The 16956-nt window shown below is 60.1% G+C and carries 9 protein-coding genes and 1 other RNA gene; 7 read left to right on the top strand and 3 right to left on the bottom strand.

What is annotated here, in order from left to right; all coding sequences use genetic code 11:
- Positions 1 to 51 precede the first annotated feature (51 nt).
- Complete coding sequence (xdhB, locus tag AC1RT4_RS22305; protein ID WP_493087919.1) at positions 52 to 2445, bottom strand: xanthine dehydrogenase molybdopterin binding subunit; 2394 nt, start codon at positions 2443 to 2445, stop codon at positions 52 to 54.
- Positions 2438 to 3892: a xanthine dehydrogenase small subunit gene (gene xdhA, locus AC1RT4_RS22300; RefSeq protein ID WP_493087917.1), complete on the bottom strand. Its 1455-nt coding sequence runs from the start codon at positions 3890 to 3892 to the stop codon at positions 2438 to 2440. The genes xdhB and xdhA overlap by 8 nt, the downstream gene beginning before the upstream one ends.
- A gap of 266 nt (positions 3893 to 4158) precedes the next feature.
- Between xdhA and AC1RT4_RS22295 the strand changes: the two genes are divergently transcribed.
- From AC1RT4_RS22295 to AC1RT4_RS22275, 5 genes are all read left to right on the top strand, one after another.
- Positions 4159 to 4818 (top strand): GntR family transcriptional regulator, encoded by a 660-nt coding sequence (locus AC1RT4_RS22295; protein ID WP_007952019.1) that lies wholly within the window; start codon positions 4159 to 4161, stop codon positions 4816 to 4818.
- A gap of 2 nt (positions 4819 to 4820) precedes the next feature.
- Positions 4821 to 8309 (top strand): chromosome segregation protein SMC, encoded by a 3489-nt coding sequence (gene smc, locus AC1RT4_RS22290; RefSeq protein WP_493087915.1) that lies wholly within the window; start codon positions 4821 to 4823, stop codon positions 8307 to 8309.
- A gap of 258 nt (positions 8310 to 8567) precedes the next feature.
- Positions 8568 to 9434, top strand: coding sequence for a cell division protein ZipA (gene zipA / locus AC1RT4_RS22285; RefSeq protein ID WP_493087913.1), 867 nt, complete (start codon positions 8568 to 8570; stop codon positions 9432 to 9434).
- A gap of 87 nt (positions 9435 to 9521) precedes the next feature.
- The gene (ligA, locus tag AC1RT4_RS22280) at positions 9522 to 11879 is read left to right on the top strand and encodes an NAD-dependent DNA ligase LigA (protein WP_493087911.1); all 2358 of its coding nucleotides are present in this window, start codon (positions 9522 to 9524) and stop codon (positions 11877 to 11879) included.
- 68 nt (positions 11880 to 11947) lie between these two features.
- On the top strand, positions 11948 to 13114 hold the full coding sequence (locus AC1RT4_RS22275) for a zinc-binding metallopeptidase family protein (RefSeq protein WP_493087909.1): 1167 nt from the start codon (positions 11948 to 11950) through the stop codon (positions 13112 to 13114).
- 230 nt (positions 13115 to 13344) lie between these two features.
- Here AC1RT4_RS22275 and AC1RT4_RS22270 read toward each other — a convergent pair whose 3' ends face one another.
- Positions 13345 to 14190 (bottom strand): hypothetical protein, encoded by an 846-nt coding sequence (locus AC1RT4_RS22270; RefSeq protein ID WP_493087907.1) that lies wholly within the window; start codon positions 14188 to 14190, stop codon positions 13345 to 13347.
- A 478-nt stretch (positions 14191 to 14668) separates the two neighbouring features.
- On the opposite strand from AC1RT4_RS22270, the gene ffs reads away from it, so the two are divergent.
- An RNA gene (ffs, locus tag AC1RT4_RS22265) (signal recognition particle sRNA small type) lies at positions 14669 to 14765 on the top strand.
- A gap of 230 nt (positions 14766 to 14995) precedes the next feature.
- Positions 14996 to 16951: a hypothetical protein gene (locus AC1RT4_RS22260; RefSeq protein ID WP_493087905.1), complete on the top strand. Its 1956-nt coding sequence runs from the start codon at positions 14996 to 14998 to the stop codon at positions 16949 to 16951.
- Positions 16952 to 16956: the final 5 nt, after the last annotated feature.

Below are 16956 nucleotides of genomic sequence, written 5' to 3'. Positions count from 1 at the left end.
CGACGCAGAGCGTCGCGGGCTGCATTCCCACGCAGAGCGTGGGAACGATCATCAAACAACCTCGGTTTCAGCTTCGACGGCTTTCACCGCCTTGAGCTGGCGCATCTGCTCGCAACCCCACAACACCCGCTCCGGGGTCGCCGGCGCGTCGATCTTCGGCTGATGCTTGTAGTCGCCAAGGCTGGCCACCGCATCCTTGATCGCGCACCACGCGGCGATGCCGAGCATGAACGGCGGCTCGCCCACAGCCTTGGAATGGAACACCGTGTCTTCCGGGTTCTTGCGGTTTTCCACCAGTTTCACCCGCAGGTCCAGCGGCATGTCCGCCACGGCCGGGATCTTGTAGCTGGCCGGGCCGTTGGTCATCAGCTTGCCCTTGTTGTTCCAGACCAGTTCTTCCATGGTCAGCCAGCCCATGCCCTGCACGAAACCGCCCTCGACCTGGCCGATGTCGATGGCCGGGTTCAGCGAGGCGCCGACGTCGTGGAGGATATCGGTACGGAGCATCTTGTACTCGCCGGTCAGGGTGTCGACGATCACTTCGCAGCACGCCGCGCCGAAGGCGAAGTAGTAGAACGGCCGGCCACGGGCCTGGCTGCGGTCGTAGTAGATTTTCGGGGTCTTGTAGAACCCGGTGCTCGACAGCGACACCTGGTTGAAATACGCCAGCTGGATCAGCGCTTCGAAGGTCAGGATATGGTCACGAACGCGCACGTGGCCGTTGTGGAATTCCACGTCCTCTTCGCTGACCTTGTAGTGCCGCGCGGCGAATTCGACGAGGCGCTGCTTGATGATCTCGGCAGCGTTCTGCGCGGCTTTACCGTTCAGGTCGGCACCGCTGGAAGCGGCAGTCGGCGAGGTGTTCGGCACCTTGTCGGTGTTAGTCGCGGTGATCTGCACGCGGTCCATTTCTACCTGGAACACTTCGGCCACGACCTGCGCGACTTTGGTGTTCAGACCCTGGCCCATTTCCGTGCCGCCGTGGTTCAGGTGGATGCTGCCGTCGGTGTAGACGTGCACCAGGGCACCTGCCTGGTTGAGGAAACTGGCGGTGAAGGAAATGCCGAATTTCACCGGGGTCAGTGCCAGGCCTTTTTTCAGGATCGGGCTGTTGGCGTTGTAGCGACGGATCGCTTCGCGGCGTTCGGCGTACTGGCTGCTTTCTTCCAGTTCAGCGGTCATCTCCTCGAGCATGTTGTGCTCGACGGTCTGGTAGTAGTGAGTAACGTTGCGCTCGGTCTTGCCGTAATAGTTGGCCTTGCGCACGGCCAGCGGATCGAGGTTGAGGTGACGGGCGATGGCGTCCATCACTTCTTCGATCGCGACCATCCCTTGCGGGCCGCCGAAACCACGGTACGCGGTGTTCGACGCGGTGTTGGTCTTGCAGCGGTGACCGTTGATGGTCGCATCGCCCAGGTAGTACGAGTTGTCTGAGTGGAACATCGCGCGGTCAACGATCGAGGCCGACAGGTCAGGCGAGCAGCCACAGTTGCCGGCCAGATCCATGGCGATGCCGTGCAGTCGCCCGGTGCTGTCGAAGCCGACGTCGTACTCGACGTAGAACGGGTGACGTTTGCCGGTCATCAGCATGTCTTCGACCCGTGGTAGGCGCATCTTGGTCGGCTGGCCGGTGAGGTGTGCGATCACCGCGCACAGGCAGGCCGGGCTCGCAGCCTGGGTTTCCTTGCCGCCGAAACCGCCGCCCATGCGACGCATGTCGACCACGATCTTGTTCATCGACAGGTCGAGAACTTCGGCCACCAGCTTCTGCACTTCGGTGGGGTTCTGGGTCGAGCAGTAGACGATCATGCCGCCGTCTTCGGTCGGCATCACCGAGGAGATCTGGGTTTCCAGATAAAAGTGTTCCTGGCCGCCGATGTGCAGCGTGCCCTGAATGCGATGTTCAGCCGTTGCCAGTGCGGTGGTCGAATCGCCACGCTGATGGGTGTGGCTGTCGAGCACGAAGTGGCGTTTGCGCAGGGCTTCGACCACGTCCAGCACCGGCTCCAGATCTTCGTATTCGATGATCGCGGCCATGGCGGCCTTGCGTGCGGTTTCCAGATCCTTTGCGGCCACGGCCAGCACCGGTTGACCGACGAACTGCACGTCATCGATGGCCAGCAGCGGATCACCTGGCATCAGCGGGCCGATGTCTTTCAGGCCCGGCACGTCTTCGTGGGTGATGGCGATGCGTACGCCTTCGAAGGCGTAGCAGGGCTTGGTGTCGATGCTGATGATTTTCGCGTGGGCGCGATCCGACAGCCGTGCGTAAACGTGCAACTGGTTGGGGAATTCCAGACGGTCATCGATGTACTGCGCTTCACCGGACACATGCTTGGCGGCGCTGTCGTGCTTGACGCTGCGGCCGACGCCGGTGGTCAGGTCCTTGGCGAACAATTCAGCCAGTTCAGCTTGAGTTTTCTCTACGCCGTGATGGTTAGACATAAGCGGTCACCCGAGTCTCGATGTGCGGTGTTTGCAGTTCGATGAAGTATTTGCGCAGCAGGTTCTGCGCGCTGAGCAGGCGGTATTCCTTGCTGGCGCGGAAGTCCGAGAGCGGGGTGAAATCCTCGCCCAGCGCGGTGCAGGCGCGTTCGACCACAGCGTTGTTGAACGGTTGGCCGAGCAGCACGGCTTCACAATGAGCGGCGCGTTTCGGGATCGCGGCCATGCCGCCGAAGGCGACGCGGGCGTCGGTGATCACGCCGTTCTCGACCCGCAGGTTGAACGCGGCGCAGACGGCGGAGATGTCATCGTCCAGACGCTTGGAGACTTTGTAGGCGCGGAAGCGCTGCTCGGCCGTGGCGCGTGGGACGATGATCTTTTCGATGAACTCGCTTTCCTGGCGCGCGGTGACCCGGTAATCGATGAAGTAATCCTCGAGGGCCAGCGTGCGGCGGGTCTCGCCCTTGCACAGCACGATCTGCGCGCCGAGGGCGATCAGCAGGGGTGGCGAGTCACCGATCGGCGAGGCGTTGCCGATGTTGCCGCCGAGGGTGCCCTGGTTGCGGATCTGCAGGGAGGCGAAGCGGTGCAGCAGTTCGCCGAAGTCCGGGTACTCGGCGTTCAGCGCTTCGTAGCAGTCGGAGAGGGCGGTGGCGGCGCCGATTTCGATGCGATCTTCGAAGTGCTCGATGCGCTTCATTTCGGCGACGTTGCCGACGTAGATCATCACCGGCAGCGTGCGATGGAACTGCGTGACTTCCAGCGCCAGATCGGTGCCGCCGGCCAGCAGTCGGGCCTGTGGATAAGCGTCGTAGAGGTCAGCCAGGTCGGCCACGGTCAGCGGCACCAGGCAGCGTTTATCGCCGCTGTTGAGTTCGCCGATCGACGTCGGGGCAATGGCTTTGAGGCGAGAGATGGTTTCGGCTTCCCGGGCGTCGAACTGGTCCGGTTGCTTGGCGCAGCAGGATTGCTCGGCGGCGGCCAGGATCGGTCGGTAACCGGTGCAGCGGCAGAGGTTGCCGGCCAGGGCTTCGTGGGCCTTGGCATGATCCGGTGCATCGCTGTTCTTTTGCAGGGCGAACAGCGACATCACGAAGCCGGGGGTGCAGAAACCGCACTGCGAACCGTGGCACTCGACCATGGCTTTCTGCACGCTGTGCAGTTCGCCCTTGTGCTTGAGGTCTTCGACGCTGATTAATTGCTTGCCGTGCAGGGACGATACGAACGTCAGGCACGAGTTGAGGCTGCGATAGCGAATGTGCTCGCGGCCGTCGTCATCCGTCTGCAACTCGCCGACCACCACCGTACAGGCGCCGCAGTCACCGCTGGCGCAGCCTTCTTTGGTGCCGGATTTACCCACGTGTTCGCGCAGGTAGTTGAGCACAGTCAGGTTCGGGTCCAGGGCGTGCTCGCTACGGAGTTCCTGGTTAAGTAAAAACTGGATCACGGAAGGCCTCGCAGACTCATTATTGTTGTTGAGCGACTTGAGCCGAATTTAGCAGGTCTGACTTTTCGGTCAATGGTTTTCTGACTTAAAGGTCAGGAAAAACCGTTTTGTCGCTCAACCACGTGTCTCTTCAGTATTGACCCTCATTGGATCAAGCGCTTTTTTGCGGGATTCGTGCCAAAAACCGCTGTGCGGGCACTCCGCCATGACCGCGCATTGCGCTACACTGCGCCGCTTGTGCAGATCGAAGAGTTTGAAGGACAACCATGACGTTCAAGGCGCCGGACAGCCTCGCCGAGCAAATCGCTCACCACCTCGCCGAACGGATCATTCGCGGCGAAATGAAGCCGGGAGAGCGTATCCAGGAACAGAAGGTCACGCTGGCGCTGAACGTCAGCCGCGGCTCGGTCCGCGAAGCCTTGCTGATCCTCGAGCGCCGTCACCTGATCGCGATCCTGCCGCGCCGCGGCGCCCACGTCACTGAGCTTACGGCGCACAAGGTGCAGAGCCTGTGCACGCTGATGAGCGAGCTGTACATCCTGCTCGGCAACGCAGTGGCCAATGGCTGGCAAGTCCAGTCCGACATGGCGCCGTTCGTGCAGATCCAGCAGCGCCTGACCGCCAGCTACGAGCGTCAGGACATCCGCACCTTCGTTGACGACAGCTTCAACGTGATGCGCGCCGCGTACCCGTTCGCCAACAACCCGTACCTGCAGGAAACGGTGGAAAACCTGCAACCGGCCATGAGCCGCGCGTACTTCCTCGCGCTGGAGCAGCGCAAGGCCGAGATGAGCGAGTTCCTCGAACTGTTCGAACGCCTGCTCGCCGCCGTCCTCGCCCGTGACCTGCCGCAGATCCGCATCGTGCTGACGGCTTATGCCCAGCGCAGCTGCGATCTGGTGGTGTCCGCCCTGACGGTTGCCTGACCTTGCGGCTCAAGTGCATCAAGCTGGCGGGGTTCAAATCCTTCGTCGACCCGACCACGGTGAACTTCCCCAGCAACATGGCGGCAGTCGTCGGGCCGAACGGTTGCGGCAAGTCGAACATCATCGACGCCGTGCGCTGGGTGATGGGCGAAAGCTCGGCCAAGAACCTGCGTGGCGAGTCGATGACCGACGTCATCTTCAACGGCTCGACCAGCCGCAAACCGGTGAGCCAGGCGAGCATCGAACTGGTGTTCGACAACTCCGACGGCACGCTGCTGGGCGAGTGGGCGGCGTACGCGGAGATTTCGATCCGCCGCAAAGTGACCCGCGACAGCCAGACGACTTACTACCTCAACGGCGCCAAATGCCGTCGTCGTGACATCACCGACATCTTCCTCGGCACCGGCCTCGGCCCGCGCAGCTACTCGATCATCGAGCAGGGGATGATCTCCAAGCTGATCGAGTCCAAGCCCGAAGACCTGCGTAACTTCATCGAAGAAGCCGCCGGCATCTCCAAGTACAAGGAGCGTCGGCGCGAGACTGAAAACCGCATCCGCCGCACCCACGAAAACCTTGCCCGTCTGACTGACCTGCGCGAAGAGCTCGAACGCCAGCTCGAACGCCTGCACCGTCAGGCCGAGGCCGCCAAGAAGTATCAGGAATACAAAGCCGAAGAACGCCAGCTCAAGGCGCAATTGTCGGCCCTGCGCTGGCAGGATCTGAACGATCAGGTTGGTCAGCGCGAATCGATCATCGGCAACCAGGAAATCAGTTTCGAAGCGCTTGTCGCCGAGCAACGCAACGCCGACGCGGCCATTGAACGCCTGCGCGACGGTCACCATGACCTGTCCGAGCGCTTCAATCTGGTGCAGGGGCGCTTCTATTCGGTCGGCGGTGACATCGCCCGGGTCGAGCAGAGCATCCAGCACGGTCAGCAGCGCTTGCGCCAATTGCAGGACGATCTGAAAGAAGCCGAGCGCGCACGCCTCGAAACCGAATCGCACCTGGGCCACGATCGCACCTTGCTGCTGACCCTCGGCGAAGAACTCGATCAACTGACCCCCGAGCAGGAAATCACCAACGCCGCCGCCGAAGAAGCCGCCGCTGCGCTGGAAGATTCCGAAACCGTCATGCACGGCTGGCAGGAGCAGTGGGACGCCTTCAACCTGACTGCCGCCGAACCCCGTCGTCAGGCCGAAGTGCAGCAGTCGCGCATCCAGCAGCTGGAAACCAGCATGGAGCGTCTGGCCGATCGGCAAAAACGTCTGGGCGAAGAGCGGGCGCTGTTGTCGGCCGATCCGGAAGACGCGGCGATCATGGAACTCAGCGAACAGCTCGCCGAGTCCGAAGCGACCCTTGAAGATTTGCAGACCAGCGAAGAAGCCCAAGTCGAAAAGCTTGAGCAACTGCGTCAAGAGTTGCAGCAAGCGCTGACCGCGCAGCAACAGGCGCAGGGCGATTTGCAGCGACTCAATGGTCGCCTCGCATCCCTCGAAGCCTTGCAGCAGGCTGCGCTCGATCCGGGCACCGGCACTGCCGAATGGCTGAAAGAACACAACCTCACCGAACGCCCGCGTCTGGCCGAAGGCCTGAAGGTCGAGGCCGGTTGGGAGCTGGCGGTGGAAACCGTGCTTGGCGCCGACCTGCAAGCGGTGCTGGTGGATGATTTCGACGGTTTCGATCTGTCCGGTTTCGCCCAGGGCGATCTGCGTTTGCTCAGCCCCGGCAATGACGGCGTGCGCGTGGCCGGCAGCCTGCTGGACAAGGTCGAGGCGCAGGTTGATTTGTCGCCCTGGCTCGCTCAGGTCAAACCGGTCGACAGCCTTGAGCAGGCACTCGCTTTGCGCGGCCAACTGGCTGCCGGGCAGAGCCTTATCAGTCGCGACGGGTACTGGGTCGGCCGGCATTTCCTGCGGGTGCGCCGCGCCAGCGAAGCCGAAAGCGGCATGCTCGCACGCGGCCAGGAAATCGAATCGCTGCATGCGGAACGCGAAGAGCGCGAAGCCACGGTCGAGGCCATGGAAGCCCGTCTGCAGACCCTGCGCGCGCAACAGCGTCAGCAGGAAAACGGCCGCGAACATTTGCGTCGTTTGCTGCAGGACGAAGCCCGTCAGCAAGGTGAATTGAAAGCTCAACTGTCCGCGGGCAAAGCCAAGGCCGAGCAGTTGAACCTGCGTCGCACCCGTCTCGACGAAGAACTGGTCGAGCTCGCCGAGCAGCGCGAGCTGGAACACGAAAACATCGGCGAAGCGCGGATCCAGTTGCAGGACGCCCTCGACGCCATGGCCCTCGACACCGAGCAGCGCGAATTGCTGCTGGCCCAGCGCGACAGCCTGCGCGAACGGCTGGATCGCGTTCGTCAGGAAGCGCGCCAGCACAAGGATCACGCCCATCAATTGGCCGTTCGCCTGGGTTCATTGCGGGCTCAGCACGATTCGACCCGCCAAGCCCTTGAACGTCTGGAAATGCAGGCCGAGCGCCTCACTGAAAAACGTGAACAGCTCAGCCTGAATCTGGAGGAGGGCGAGGCGCCGCTGGAAGAGCTGCGCCTCAAGCTCGAAGAGTTGCTCGACAAACGCATGAGCGTCGACGACGAACTCAAAACCGCACAGATCGCCCTGGAAGACGCCGACCGCGAATTGCGCGACGCGGAAAAACGCCGGACCCAGGCCGAGCAGCAATCGCAATTGATCCGTGGCCAGCTCGAACAGCAACGCATGGAATGGCAGGCCCTGACCGTGCGCCGCAAGGCCTTACAAGATCAACTGCTGGAAGACGGCTACGATCTGCACGGCGTGCTCAACACCCTGACCGCCGAGGCCAGCGAGAAGGCTGCCGAAGAAGAACTTGAACGCATTGCCGCGCGGATTCAACGCCTAGGCGCGATCAACCTCGCGGCGATCGATGAATACACGCAACAATCCGAGCGTAAACGTTATCTGGATGCCCAGGACGCCGATCTGGTCGAAGCCCTGGAAACGCTGGAAAACGTCATCCGCAAGATCGACAAGGAAACCCGTAACCGTTTCAAAGATACCTTTGATCAGATCAATGGCGGTTTACAGGCGCTTTTCCCGAAAGTTTTCGGTGGTGGACGCGCGTATTTGGAACTGACGGGCGAAGATCTACTCGATACAGGGGTGACGATCATGGCGCAGCCGCCCGGGAAGAAGAACAGCACCATCCATTTGCTCTCCGGCGGCGAGAAAGCCCTGACGGCACTGGCACTGGTTTTTGCGATCTTCAAGTTGAATCCGGCGCCGTTCTGCATGCTCGATGAAGTTGACGCACCACTGGATGACGCTAACGTTGGACGCTACGCACGATTGGTCAAAGAGATGTCGCAGACCGTGCAGTTCATCTATATCACCCACAACAAGATCGCCATGGAAATGGCTGACCAGTTGATGGGCGTGACGATGCACGAGCCGGGTTGTTCGCGACTGGTAGCCGTGGATGTCGAGGAGGCGATGGCGATGGTGGATGCCTGAGCCGGCGCTGTCGGAAAAGGTATTTGTAGTCTGTAGGACATATTTACCGGCTTCGACTTGCTGGCCAATCGACATAATCGCGCAAGCCAATGAGACAGACGGTGTAAAGTTGTCTTTGGTCGTGCTAGTTTAATGTCAATTTTTCGTATACGTGGGCAAAACGCCTGTCAGAACATAGAGTTGGCGCCACGTTTTAAAGCGGTTTGCACAGTGTAAACCCCTTATTTTTCAGCATTTTTTATAGAGGCACGGGATTACATGGAAATCGGTCTGCGCGAGTGGCTGATCGTCATCGGCATCATTGTGATAGCCGGTATTCTTTTCGATGGCTGGCGCCGTATGCGCGGCGGCAAGGGAAAACTGAAATTCCGTCTTGACCGAAGTCTGTCCAACCTGCCGGACGAGGACACCAGCGCTGAGCTGTTGGGCCCGGCCCGCGTGCTGGATACCCATAAAGAGCCGCAACTGGACGAACACGATCTGCCATCGGTGAGCATGCCGGCCCGCGAAGCACGCGAGCCTCGCGAATCCGGTTCCAAGCGCGGCAAACGTGGCAGCAACGGTCCGGCCCAGGGCGACCTGAACCTCGATCTGGATCTGGATGGCGGCCCGAGCTTCAGCAGTCGCGACGATGACTTCGTCGAGCCTGCCGCCAAATCGTCGTCGGCAGTGGCCGATAAGGATCAGCCGCAAGCCGAAGAAGTGCTGGTGATCAGCGTGATCTGCCGCGATCCGGCCGGCTTCAAGGGCCCGGCACTGTTGCAGAACATTCTGGAAAGCGGTCTGCGTTTTGGCGAGATGGATATTTTCCACCGTCACGAAAGCATGGCCGGCAACGGTGAAGTGCTGTTCTCCATGGCCAACGCGGTCAAGCCGGGTATCTTCGATCTGGACGACATCGACCATTTCAGCACCCCGGCGGTGAGCTTCTTCCTCGGCCTGCCAGGCCCGCGTCATCCGAAGCAGGCCTTCGACGTGATGGTGGCGGCAGCCCGCAAGCTGTCCCAGGAATTGAACGGCGAATTGAAAGATGACCAGCGCAGCGTCCTGACCGCGCAGACCATCGAGCACTACCGTCAGCGCATCGTCGAATTCGAACGTCGCGCCCTGACCCAGAAGCGTTGATTGAAAAGGTTGCCTCGCAATAAAGGGGCAATCGGCAAAATAGATTGAGCAGCCTCGGCTGCTCTTTTGCTTTATGAGAGAACACCCATGACTGCCGCCAAAGACCGCATTCTAGAGCTGCGTGCTGAACTCGATCAGCACAACTACCGTTACCACGTTCTCGATGAGCCGAGCATTCCGGATGCCGAGTACGACCGGTTGTTCCACGAGCTCAAGGCGCTGGAAGCGGCCAACCCGGAACTGATCACCAGCGACTCGCCGACCCAGCGCGTCGGCAGCGTGGCGCTGACCGCGTTCACCCAGGTGCGTCACGAAGTGCCGATGCTCAGCCTCGGCAACGCCTTCGAAGAAACCGACATGCGCGAGTTCGACCGCCGGGTGACCGAAGGTCTGGACCTGCCGGCCGGTGACCTGTTCGGCGGTGGCGCGGCGGTGGAATACAGCTGCGAGCCGAAACTCGATGGCCTGGCGGTCAGCCTGCTCTATCAGGACGGCGTGCTGGTACGCGGCGCCACGCGCGGCGACGGCACCACTGGCGAAGACATCAGCGTCAACGTGCGCACGGTGCGCAACATCCCGCTGAAGCTGCACGGCACGGGCTGGCCGGCGACCCTGGAAGTGCGCGGCGAAGTATTCATGTCGAAGGCCGGTTTCGAACGCCTCAACGCCTCGCAACTGGAAGTCGGCGGCAAGACCTTCGCCAACCCGCGCAACGCCGCCGCCGGCAGCCTGCGACAGCTGGATTCGAAGATCACCGCCAACCGTCCGCTGGAATTCTGCTGCTACGGCATCGGTCAGGTTTCTCACGATATTTCCGACACCCACATCGGCAACCTCAAGCAACTGCAAGCCTGGGGCATGCCGATCAGCCACGAATTGAAACTGGCCAAAGGCATCGGCGAATGTCTGGATTACTACCGCGATATCGGCGAACGCCGTAACTCGCTGGCCTATGAAATCGACGGTGTGGTGTTCAAGGTCAACAGCATTGCCGATCAGCGCGAACTGGGCTTCCGCGCCCGCGAACCGCGCTGGGCCATCGCCCACAAATTCCCGGCCATGGAAGAGCTCACCGAACTGCTCGACGTGGAATTCCAGGTCGGCCGCACCGGCGCCGTCACCCCTGTGGCGCGGTTGAAACCGGTCAAGGTTGCCGGCGTCACCGTGGCCAACGCCACGCTGCACAACATGGACGAAGTCGCCCGGTTGGGTCTGATGATCGGTGACACGGTGATCATTCGCCGCGCCGGCGATGTGATCCCGCAAGTGGTGCAAGTGGTCATGGAGCGCCGCCCTGAAGACGCGCGCCCTGTGCAGATTCCCGAGAGCTGCCCGGTCTGCGGATCCCACGTCGAGCGCACGCAACTGGTCAAGCGCAGCAAGGGCAAGGAAACCATCAGCGAAGGCGCGGTGTATCGCTGCGTCGGCCGACTGGCCTGCGGTGCGCAACTCAAGCAGGCGATCATTCACTTTGTCTCCCGTCGCGCGATGGACATCGAAGGCCTTGGCGACAAGAGCGTCGAGCAACTGGTGGACGAAGGTCTGGTCAGTTCGCCGGCTGATCTTTACGCGCTGAAGTTCGAGGACATCGTCGATCTGGAAGGCTTCGCCGAGGTGTCGAGCAACAAGTTGCTGGCCGCCATCGAGGACAGCAAGAAGCCGGGTCTGGCGCGCTTCATCTATGCGCTGGGCATTCCGGATGTCGGCGAAGAGACGGCCAAGGTGCTGGCGCGTTCGCTGGGGTCGCTGGAGCGTGTTCAGCAAGCCTTGCCGCAAGTGCTGACGTACTTGCCGGATATCGGTCTGGAAGTGGCGCACGAGATTCACAGCTTCTTCGAAGATGCGCACAACCAGCAGGTGATCACCGAGCTGCTGGGTCACGGGTTGCAGATTCAGGATCAGGGCGAGCTGGGCGCCGAGTTTGCCGCCAGCACCACGCTGGGCGGCTTCCTCGACAAGCTGCACATTCCTTCGGTCGGGCCGGGCGGGGCGCAGAAGCTGGCAGACAAGTTCGAATCGCTGGAAGGGGTGATGAGCGCTGACTGGCTGGACATGCGCCAGGCGTTGCCGGAGAAGCAGGCCAACTCGGTTCGCGAGTTTTTCGCCTTGCCCGAGCATCGTCAACTGGCTGAAGACGCCGAGAAGCAACTGCGCGATTTCGGCATGCACTGGCAGAGCGAAAAGAAAGTCGTCGAAGGCCTGCCGCTGGCCGGGGAAACCTGGGTGCTGACCGGCAAGGTCGAGCTGATGAGCCGGGACGTCGCCAAGGAACACCTGGAAAGCCTCGGCGCCAAGGTCGCCGGTTCCGTGTCGGCCAAGACCCATTGCGTGGTCGCCGGGCCAGGCGCCGGGTCGAAACTGACCAAGGCCAACGAACTGGGCGTGAAGGTGATGGACGAAGAGGCGTTTATCGCGTTCCTGAAAGGACACGGTATTTCCGCCTGACGCAACGCGCGGGAACGATCAACTCGCGGGAATGATCTAGTCTTGGCAAGCCCAAGGGAGAGATCGCCATGTACCGCTTTTTCGAGCAGCTCAGTTCCCGCATCGTCGCGCCGTTCATGGGCGAATCCTCGCGCAACAGCAAAGTCTGGCCGTGCCGCTGTGGCCAGTCGCTGTTCTTTCGCAACAGTCAGTGCCTGGCCTGCAACGCGGCGCTGGGTTATCAACCGGAACACAGTCGGCTGACGTCGCTGCAACCGGGGCCGCAAGAGGGCACCTGGACGCTGGACGTCGATCCCGAGGCCGGGCTGTTCAGGCGTTGCGCCAATCTCGACACCCCGGCGGCCTGCAACTGGCTGCTGCCCGCCAACGATCACGACACCCTGTGCGCTGCCTGCGATCTGAATCGCACCATCCCCGACCTGTCCGTCCCGGAAAACCCCGAACGCTGGCGCAAGGTGGAAATCGCCAAGCGGCGGCTGGTGGCGCAACTGATCAGCCTCGGCCTGCCGGTCGTCCCGAAAACCGTTGATGAAGACACCGGCTTGGCCTTCGATTTCATCGGCGTCGATCTGGAGGGCAACGCGCCGATGACCGGCCACGCCAACGGCCTGATCACTCTCGACATCGAAGAAGCCGACGACGCCCACCGCGAACAGGTCCGGGCGCAGATGCACGAACCCTATCGCACGCTGCTCGGGCACTTTCGCCATGAGGTCGGGCATTACTACTGGGATCGCCTGATCGACAACGGCCCGTGGCTCGGTTCATTCCGCAACCTGTTCGGCGACGAGCGCGCCAGTTATGCCGAGGCGCTGGAGCGGCATTATCAACAGGGCGCGCCGGCGGACTGGCCGCAGCATTACGTCAGCGCCTACGCCACCATGCACCCGTGGGAAGACTGGGCGGAAACCTGGGCGCATTACCTTCACATGATGGACGCGGTGGACACCGCGCTGGGTTTCGGCATGAGCGCACGGGAGATGGACCTGGATTACCAGCCGTTTCCGTCGAGCACGCTGTACGACCCCGAGCATCCCGGCGGCGCGGCGTTCCTGTCGTTCGTCAACGCATGGATCGAACTGGCCGGCATGCTCAACGAACTGTCGCGCAGCATGGGCCAGCCGGATTTCTATCCGTTCGTGCTGCCGCCGGCGGCGATTGCCAAGCTGCACTTCATTCATCTGGTGATCCAGCAAGAGGGCGGCCGCGCCGACGAGGTGCTTCAGGCGCAATAAATTCAAAATTGCATCTTTCGGCGTTATGGTGACCCCCGTCGGACTTCTGTAAACGATAGTTTGTGAACATTGCCAGACCGGAGGGGAGCAGCCACCACAAGACATTGTGTGCCGAGAGTGGCTACCGGGTCTGTCTTTCTCAAAGCCCTGTTTTCGTTCGTGAAATTTAAACTATCTCTCCTTGTAGTCTAATTTGGCTATCTATTTAGATTGGATATTCAATCGGTAAGTTATAGCGCAAATACAATCTCTGAGCCTCTGAGTTCGCAATGTTCAGCGGTGTGTGATTCAATCGAGATCTCAACGGTTTTGTTGGTTGTGTCATGGTCGAATACGATTGTTGCCGTGCTTTCCGAAAAGCCGTCATTTATAACTAGCCTTGATTTTCCGTCAGGATAAAGAGAGTTTTTGTTGTTGGTGAGGGCGTAACGTCCGCCAGAAGATGCGAAGCCTTGCAAGATGCGGCTATCTACCTTTACAAGTTCCTCAGAGATCATTTGATGAACAGCTGCTGCTGGGTTGTCTGATATTGAAAAGTACATACTAGTATTGGTTGTGAAAGTAAAATAGGCATTATCTGGAACTACGGTGGACTTTTCTCCTTGGCTCGAGTAAGTGTTATTTTTTTCTCCGCTTGTCATCAGGTACTGGATGCCATGTTCTTCATGAAATTTTGTAGGGCTGTCGTCGGGATGGCGTACCTGATTGTCCACTATAAGCGCGATATTTGTCCTGATGCCCCAGCCCCAACGTTCTTCAATTGATGCCTGGGGGCTAGCTGTAGTGTAAATAATTTTGCTGCCAACTTTCTTTAAATCAAATATGCCTTTTGTTGCTGAGTTGGTCATTTCTAATGTGGTCGAATCTGAGATGTAGGGTACTTTTAATCCGTGGAGGTTGGGGCGAAGAAGAGTCGTCGTAGGGAAGCCCATACCGCCTGGCCAAGTTTTGATAAGCATCCAGTCAGGATTTGTCAAACTGGTCCGTGTGTAAAGGTCTTGCGATAGCGAAAGGTTTTCAAAAGTCAGTATTGAGAATGGGGTTTTGTTTGAAGCGACCAACGGTTCGTTTTTCATTTTTATTTCTCGCGAGAGATAAGGTTAGTTGCTTTACAGATGCTGGTGGCTATCTGTAGTACTAAAATGGTTTTGACTAGATCTCATGTCTACTGTCATTTCTGACAGTCCCGATCAGCGGTAAAGAAAAAGAAGCGGGCTGGTATTGAATAGATACCCGTTGTTTGTCCTCTCCGCCCAGATCTGCGGATAGGGCGGCCCGTTACACACTCAGTCTTTGGCAAGCCAGAACGGTGCTTCCACGCCGAGATACCTATGCCGGCTTTGAAGCGGCAGAAGGCCTTGTGGGCAAGCCCGGTTTTTCACGGGGTCCAGCTTGAGTAAGCCTTGAGACCTTGCAGGAGCTTCGGCTGTAACCAGGAATTTGCATGTCCTTGAAGCAGCTCATATTTTTTATCTGCAACCAGCGGTTGTAACTTCGTCTCAGATAGGTACAATGGCGCGGCTCGCCGACAGGCGAGTGTCGTTATGGTGACCCTATCGGTCCCCCCGCAACGATTACCCGTGAACCTGGTCAGAGCCGGAAGGCAGCAGCCACAGCGGGAACATTGTGTGCCGGGGTGTGGCTGGTAGGGTTACCACCTTAACGAACATCGAACGCGTCAACTGAACTGCATGGGTTTCGCCCACTGCGGTTTTTTTATGCCTGCGATTTGGCGGTTCGTACCCAAACCTCCTGCTCTCGAGTGCGCCGACACGGGGTAATCATTTCCCCTGCAATCGCGCATACTCGCAGCCACCGAAATAAATGAAGAGTCTGGCCGGGATCGACCCTGTAAGGTCTGCGCCCTGGCCGCGAGGTTTTATGCTCCCGGAACATTCCGATCTATCCAGCCCTGTGTTCCTGCCCGTCACGGATGAAACCTGCGCGAACCTGTTGCAGGCGGGCGGCGCCAAAGCGCTCGAAAGCCTGACCGATCCGGAGTTGGCGGCGGTGCTGGTCATCCAGAATCTGGTGCAGACGAAAGAGCAGGATCTCGGCGCCGTGGCGGCAGAGAAAATTCTGGCCAAACTCTTGTCATGGGCTGCCGAAAAACGACAGTCAGCGACTGCTGGTCTGCTGTCGGAAGCGCAGCGACTGTTCGACCCGCGCAAACTGTATTTCGGCCTGAAGGTTCTTAACCCTCTCAACCTGCGTTTTCTGCTGGCCGAAGAAATATCGGCACGTGACTACTTGTTGCCCGATGGCCAGTGGGATTTCGAATACAAAGTCCGGCGCCATCGCAGTCATGACCCGTTCAGTCAGCCGTTAGTAACGCCCCGTTACCGCGAGCGCTGGTTAAGCCCGGCACAGGACAAACTGGTCAGAACCTTCCGCGCCAACCTGGACGAAGACCTGCACGTTCAGGGCTATGCGGGAATCGGCAAAAGCCATCTGCTGGTGGCGTTGCTGGAGCATCTGCGCCCGGAAAAGACCCTGTTGCTGGCGCGCACCCCGGCCAAACTGGAAGTCCTTCGCCAGCGCATGGTGGGGCCGAGCGAGAAGAAGGCCGGCAAGACCTTCCTGGCATTTGCACAGTCGCTGATGCTCGGGCGCAGGCCTCAGGCGGAGGGAGGGCGAATCCCGACCCGACAGGCGCTGGCGCAGGAGCTGAATATCTTCGGTTTCCGCCACCACGACGGGCAGGCGACCCTTGAGCTCTGCCTCAAGGTGATCGAGCGCTACTGCCGCTTCCGCGATCACACTTTTTCGGCGAAGCATCTGCCGCATTTCAACCAGCCGCTCTCCAGCGTCGACGCTCAGGTGTTGCTGGAGTATTCGAGCCGCGTGTGGGGCTACCTCGAACTCAACCCGGCGTGGGGCAGCCAGACCGGCTTCGAAGCGCTGCTGATGATCAAGCGCGCCTGCATCGCCGGTTGCGTGGTGCCGGCGCGCTACACGCACGTGCTGATCGACGAAAGTCAGGACATTCCCGGCTCGCTGTTGCAGATCATCGAACGTGGCCGTCAGGTACTGATCACCCTCGGCGACGAGTACCAGCAGGCCAGCGGTGTGCCGGTTAAACGGCACCGTGAGGTTCGCCAAAGCGATATCAGCTATTCCGTGCGTTCGGGTCGCAACGTCGAGCGGCTGGTCAATCCGCTGATCGCCCGGCATTCGCAGAAGGGCAAGATTCCGTTCGAAGGCGCCAGTGACGCCGATGTTGTTATCAAGGAGTACCCGGAAGGTTTCGTGCCGTCCGAGGGTTGCGTGGTGCTGACGGCATCGCCGTGGGACACGATGATCTGGGCCATCCACCTCCACGATTCCAACTGCAAGTTCAGATTCCCGGACAAGCGCACTCAGGATGAACTCAAGCATTTCATGGCCACCGCCATCGAACTGTTCAAACCTGACTTCTACCGTTCCGAATTCAGCGAAAACGGCGTGCATCCGTACTTCAGCGACTTGCCCGATTGGCAGGCCGTGTGCGACGCCAACCAGTTCGACGAGTCGTTTCTGCGGGTCAAGGCCAAGCTGGAAAACGGCTTCATGATTGCCGACCTGACGCGCCTGAACCGAATGATCGACAACGCCGGCAACGGCTGCCTGTTGATGCTGGCGGAAGAGGCGGGGGGCATGGAGTTCGACAAGGTCCTGCTGACACCGGGGTTGCTGACCAACGAGAAATTCAAGGATGCCTACGCGTTCGATCAGCGGATCTGCGCCGTGTACATCGCGATCTCCCGCGCCAGGCTGAAACTTTACGTGCCGTACGATGTGGTCGCGTGGGTGGAGTATCACGAGTACCAGCAGTTTCGTGATACGGCGGGGCATTGAGGATC

It is taken from the genome of Pseudomonas sp. GW821-FHT11D10 (assembly GCF_058808435.1).
Note: the sequence above shows the minus strand (reverse complement) of the source record. Positions and strands in the feature narration are given on the sequence as shown.

Bases quoted from the DNA above. Each gene is read 5' to 3' on its own strand.
- AC1RT4_RS22275 (WP_493087909.1), top strand. From the start codon at position 11,948: ATGTACCGCTTTTTCGAGCAGCTCAGTTCCCGCATCGTCGCGCCGTTC.
- xdhB (WP_493087919.1), bottom strand. From the start codon at position 2,445: ATGTCTAACCATCACGGCGTAGAGAAAACTCAAGCTGAACTGGCTGAA.
- AC1RT4_RS22260 (WP_493087905.1), top strand. From the start codon at position 14,996: ATGCTCCCGGAACATTCCGATCTATCCAGCCCTGTGTTCCTGCCCGTC.
- ligA (WP_493087911.1), top strand. From the start codon at position 9,522: ATGACTGCCGCCAAAGACCGCATTCTAGAGCTGCGTGCTGAACTCGAT.
- AC1RT4_RS22270 (WP_493087907.1), bottom strand. From the start codon at position 14,190: ATGAAAAACGAACCGTTGGTCGCTTCAAACAAAACCCCATTCTCAATA.
- zipA (WP_493087913.1), top strand. From the start codon at position 8,568: ATGGAAATCGGTCTGCGCGAGTGGCTGATCGTCATCGGCATCATTGTG.
- AC1RT4_RS22295 (WP_007952019.1), top strand. From the start codon at position 4,159: ATGACGTTCAAGGCGCCGGACAGCCTCGCCGAGCAAATCGCTCACCAC.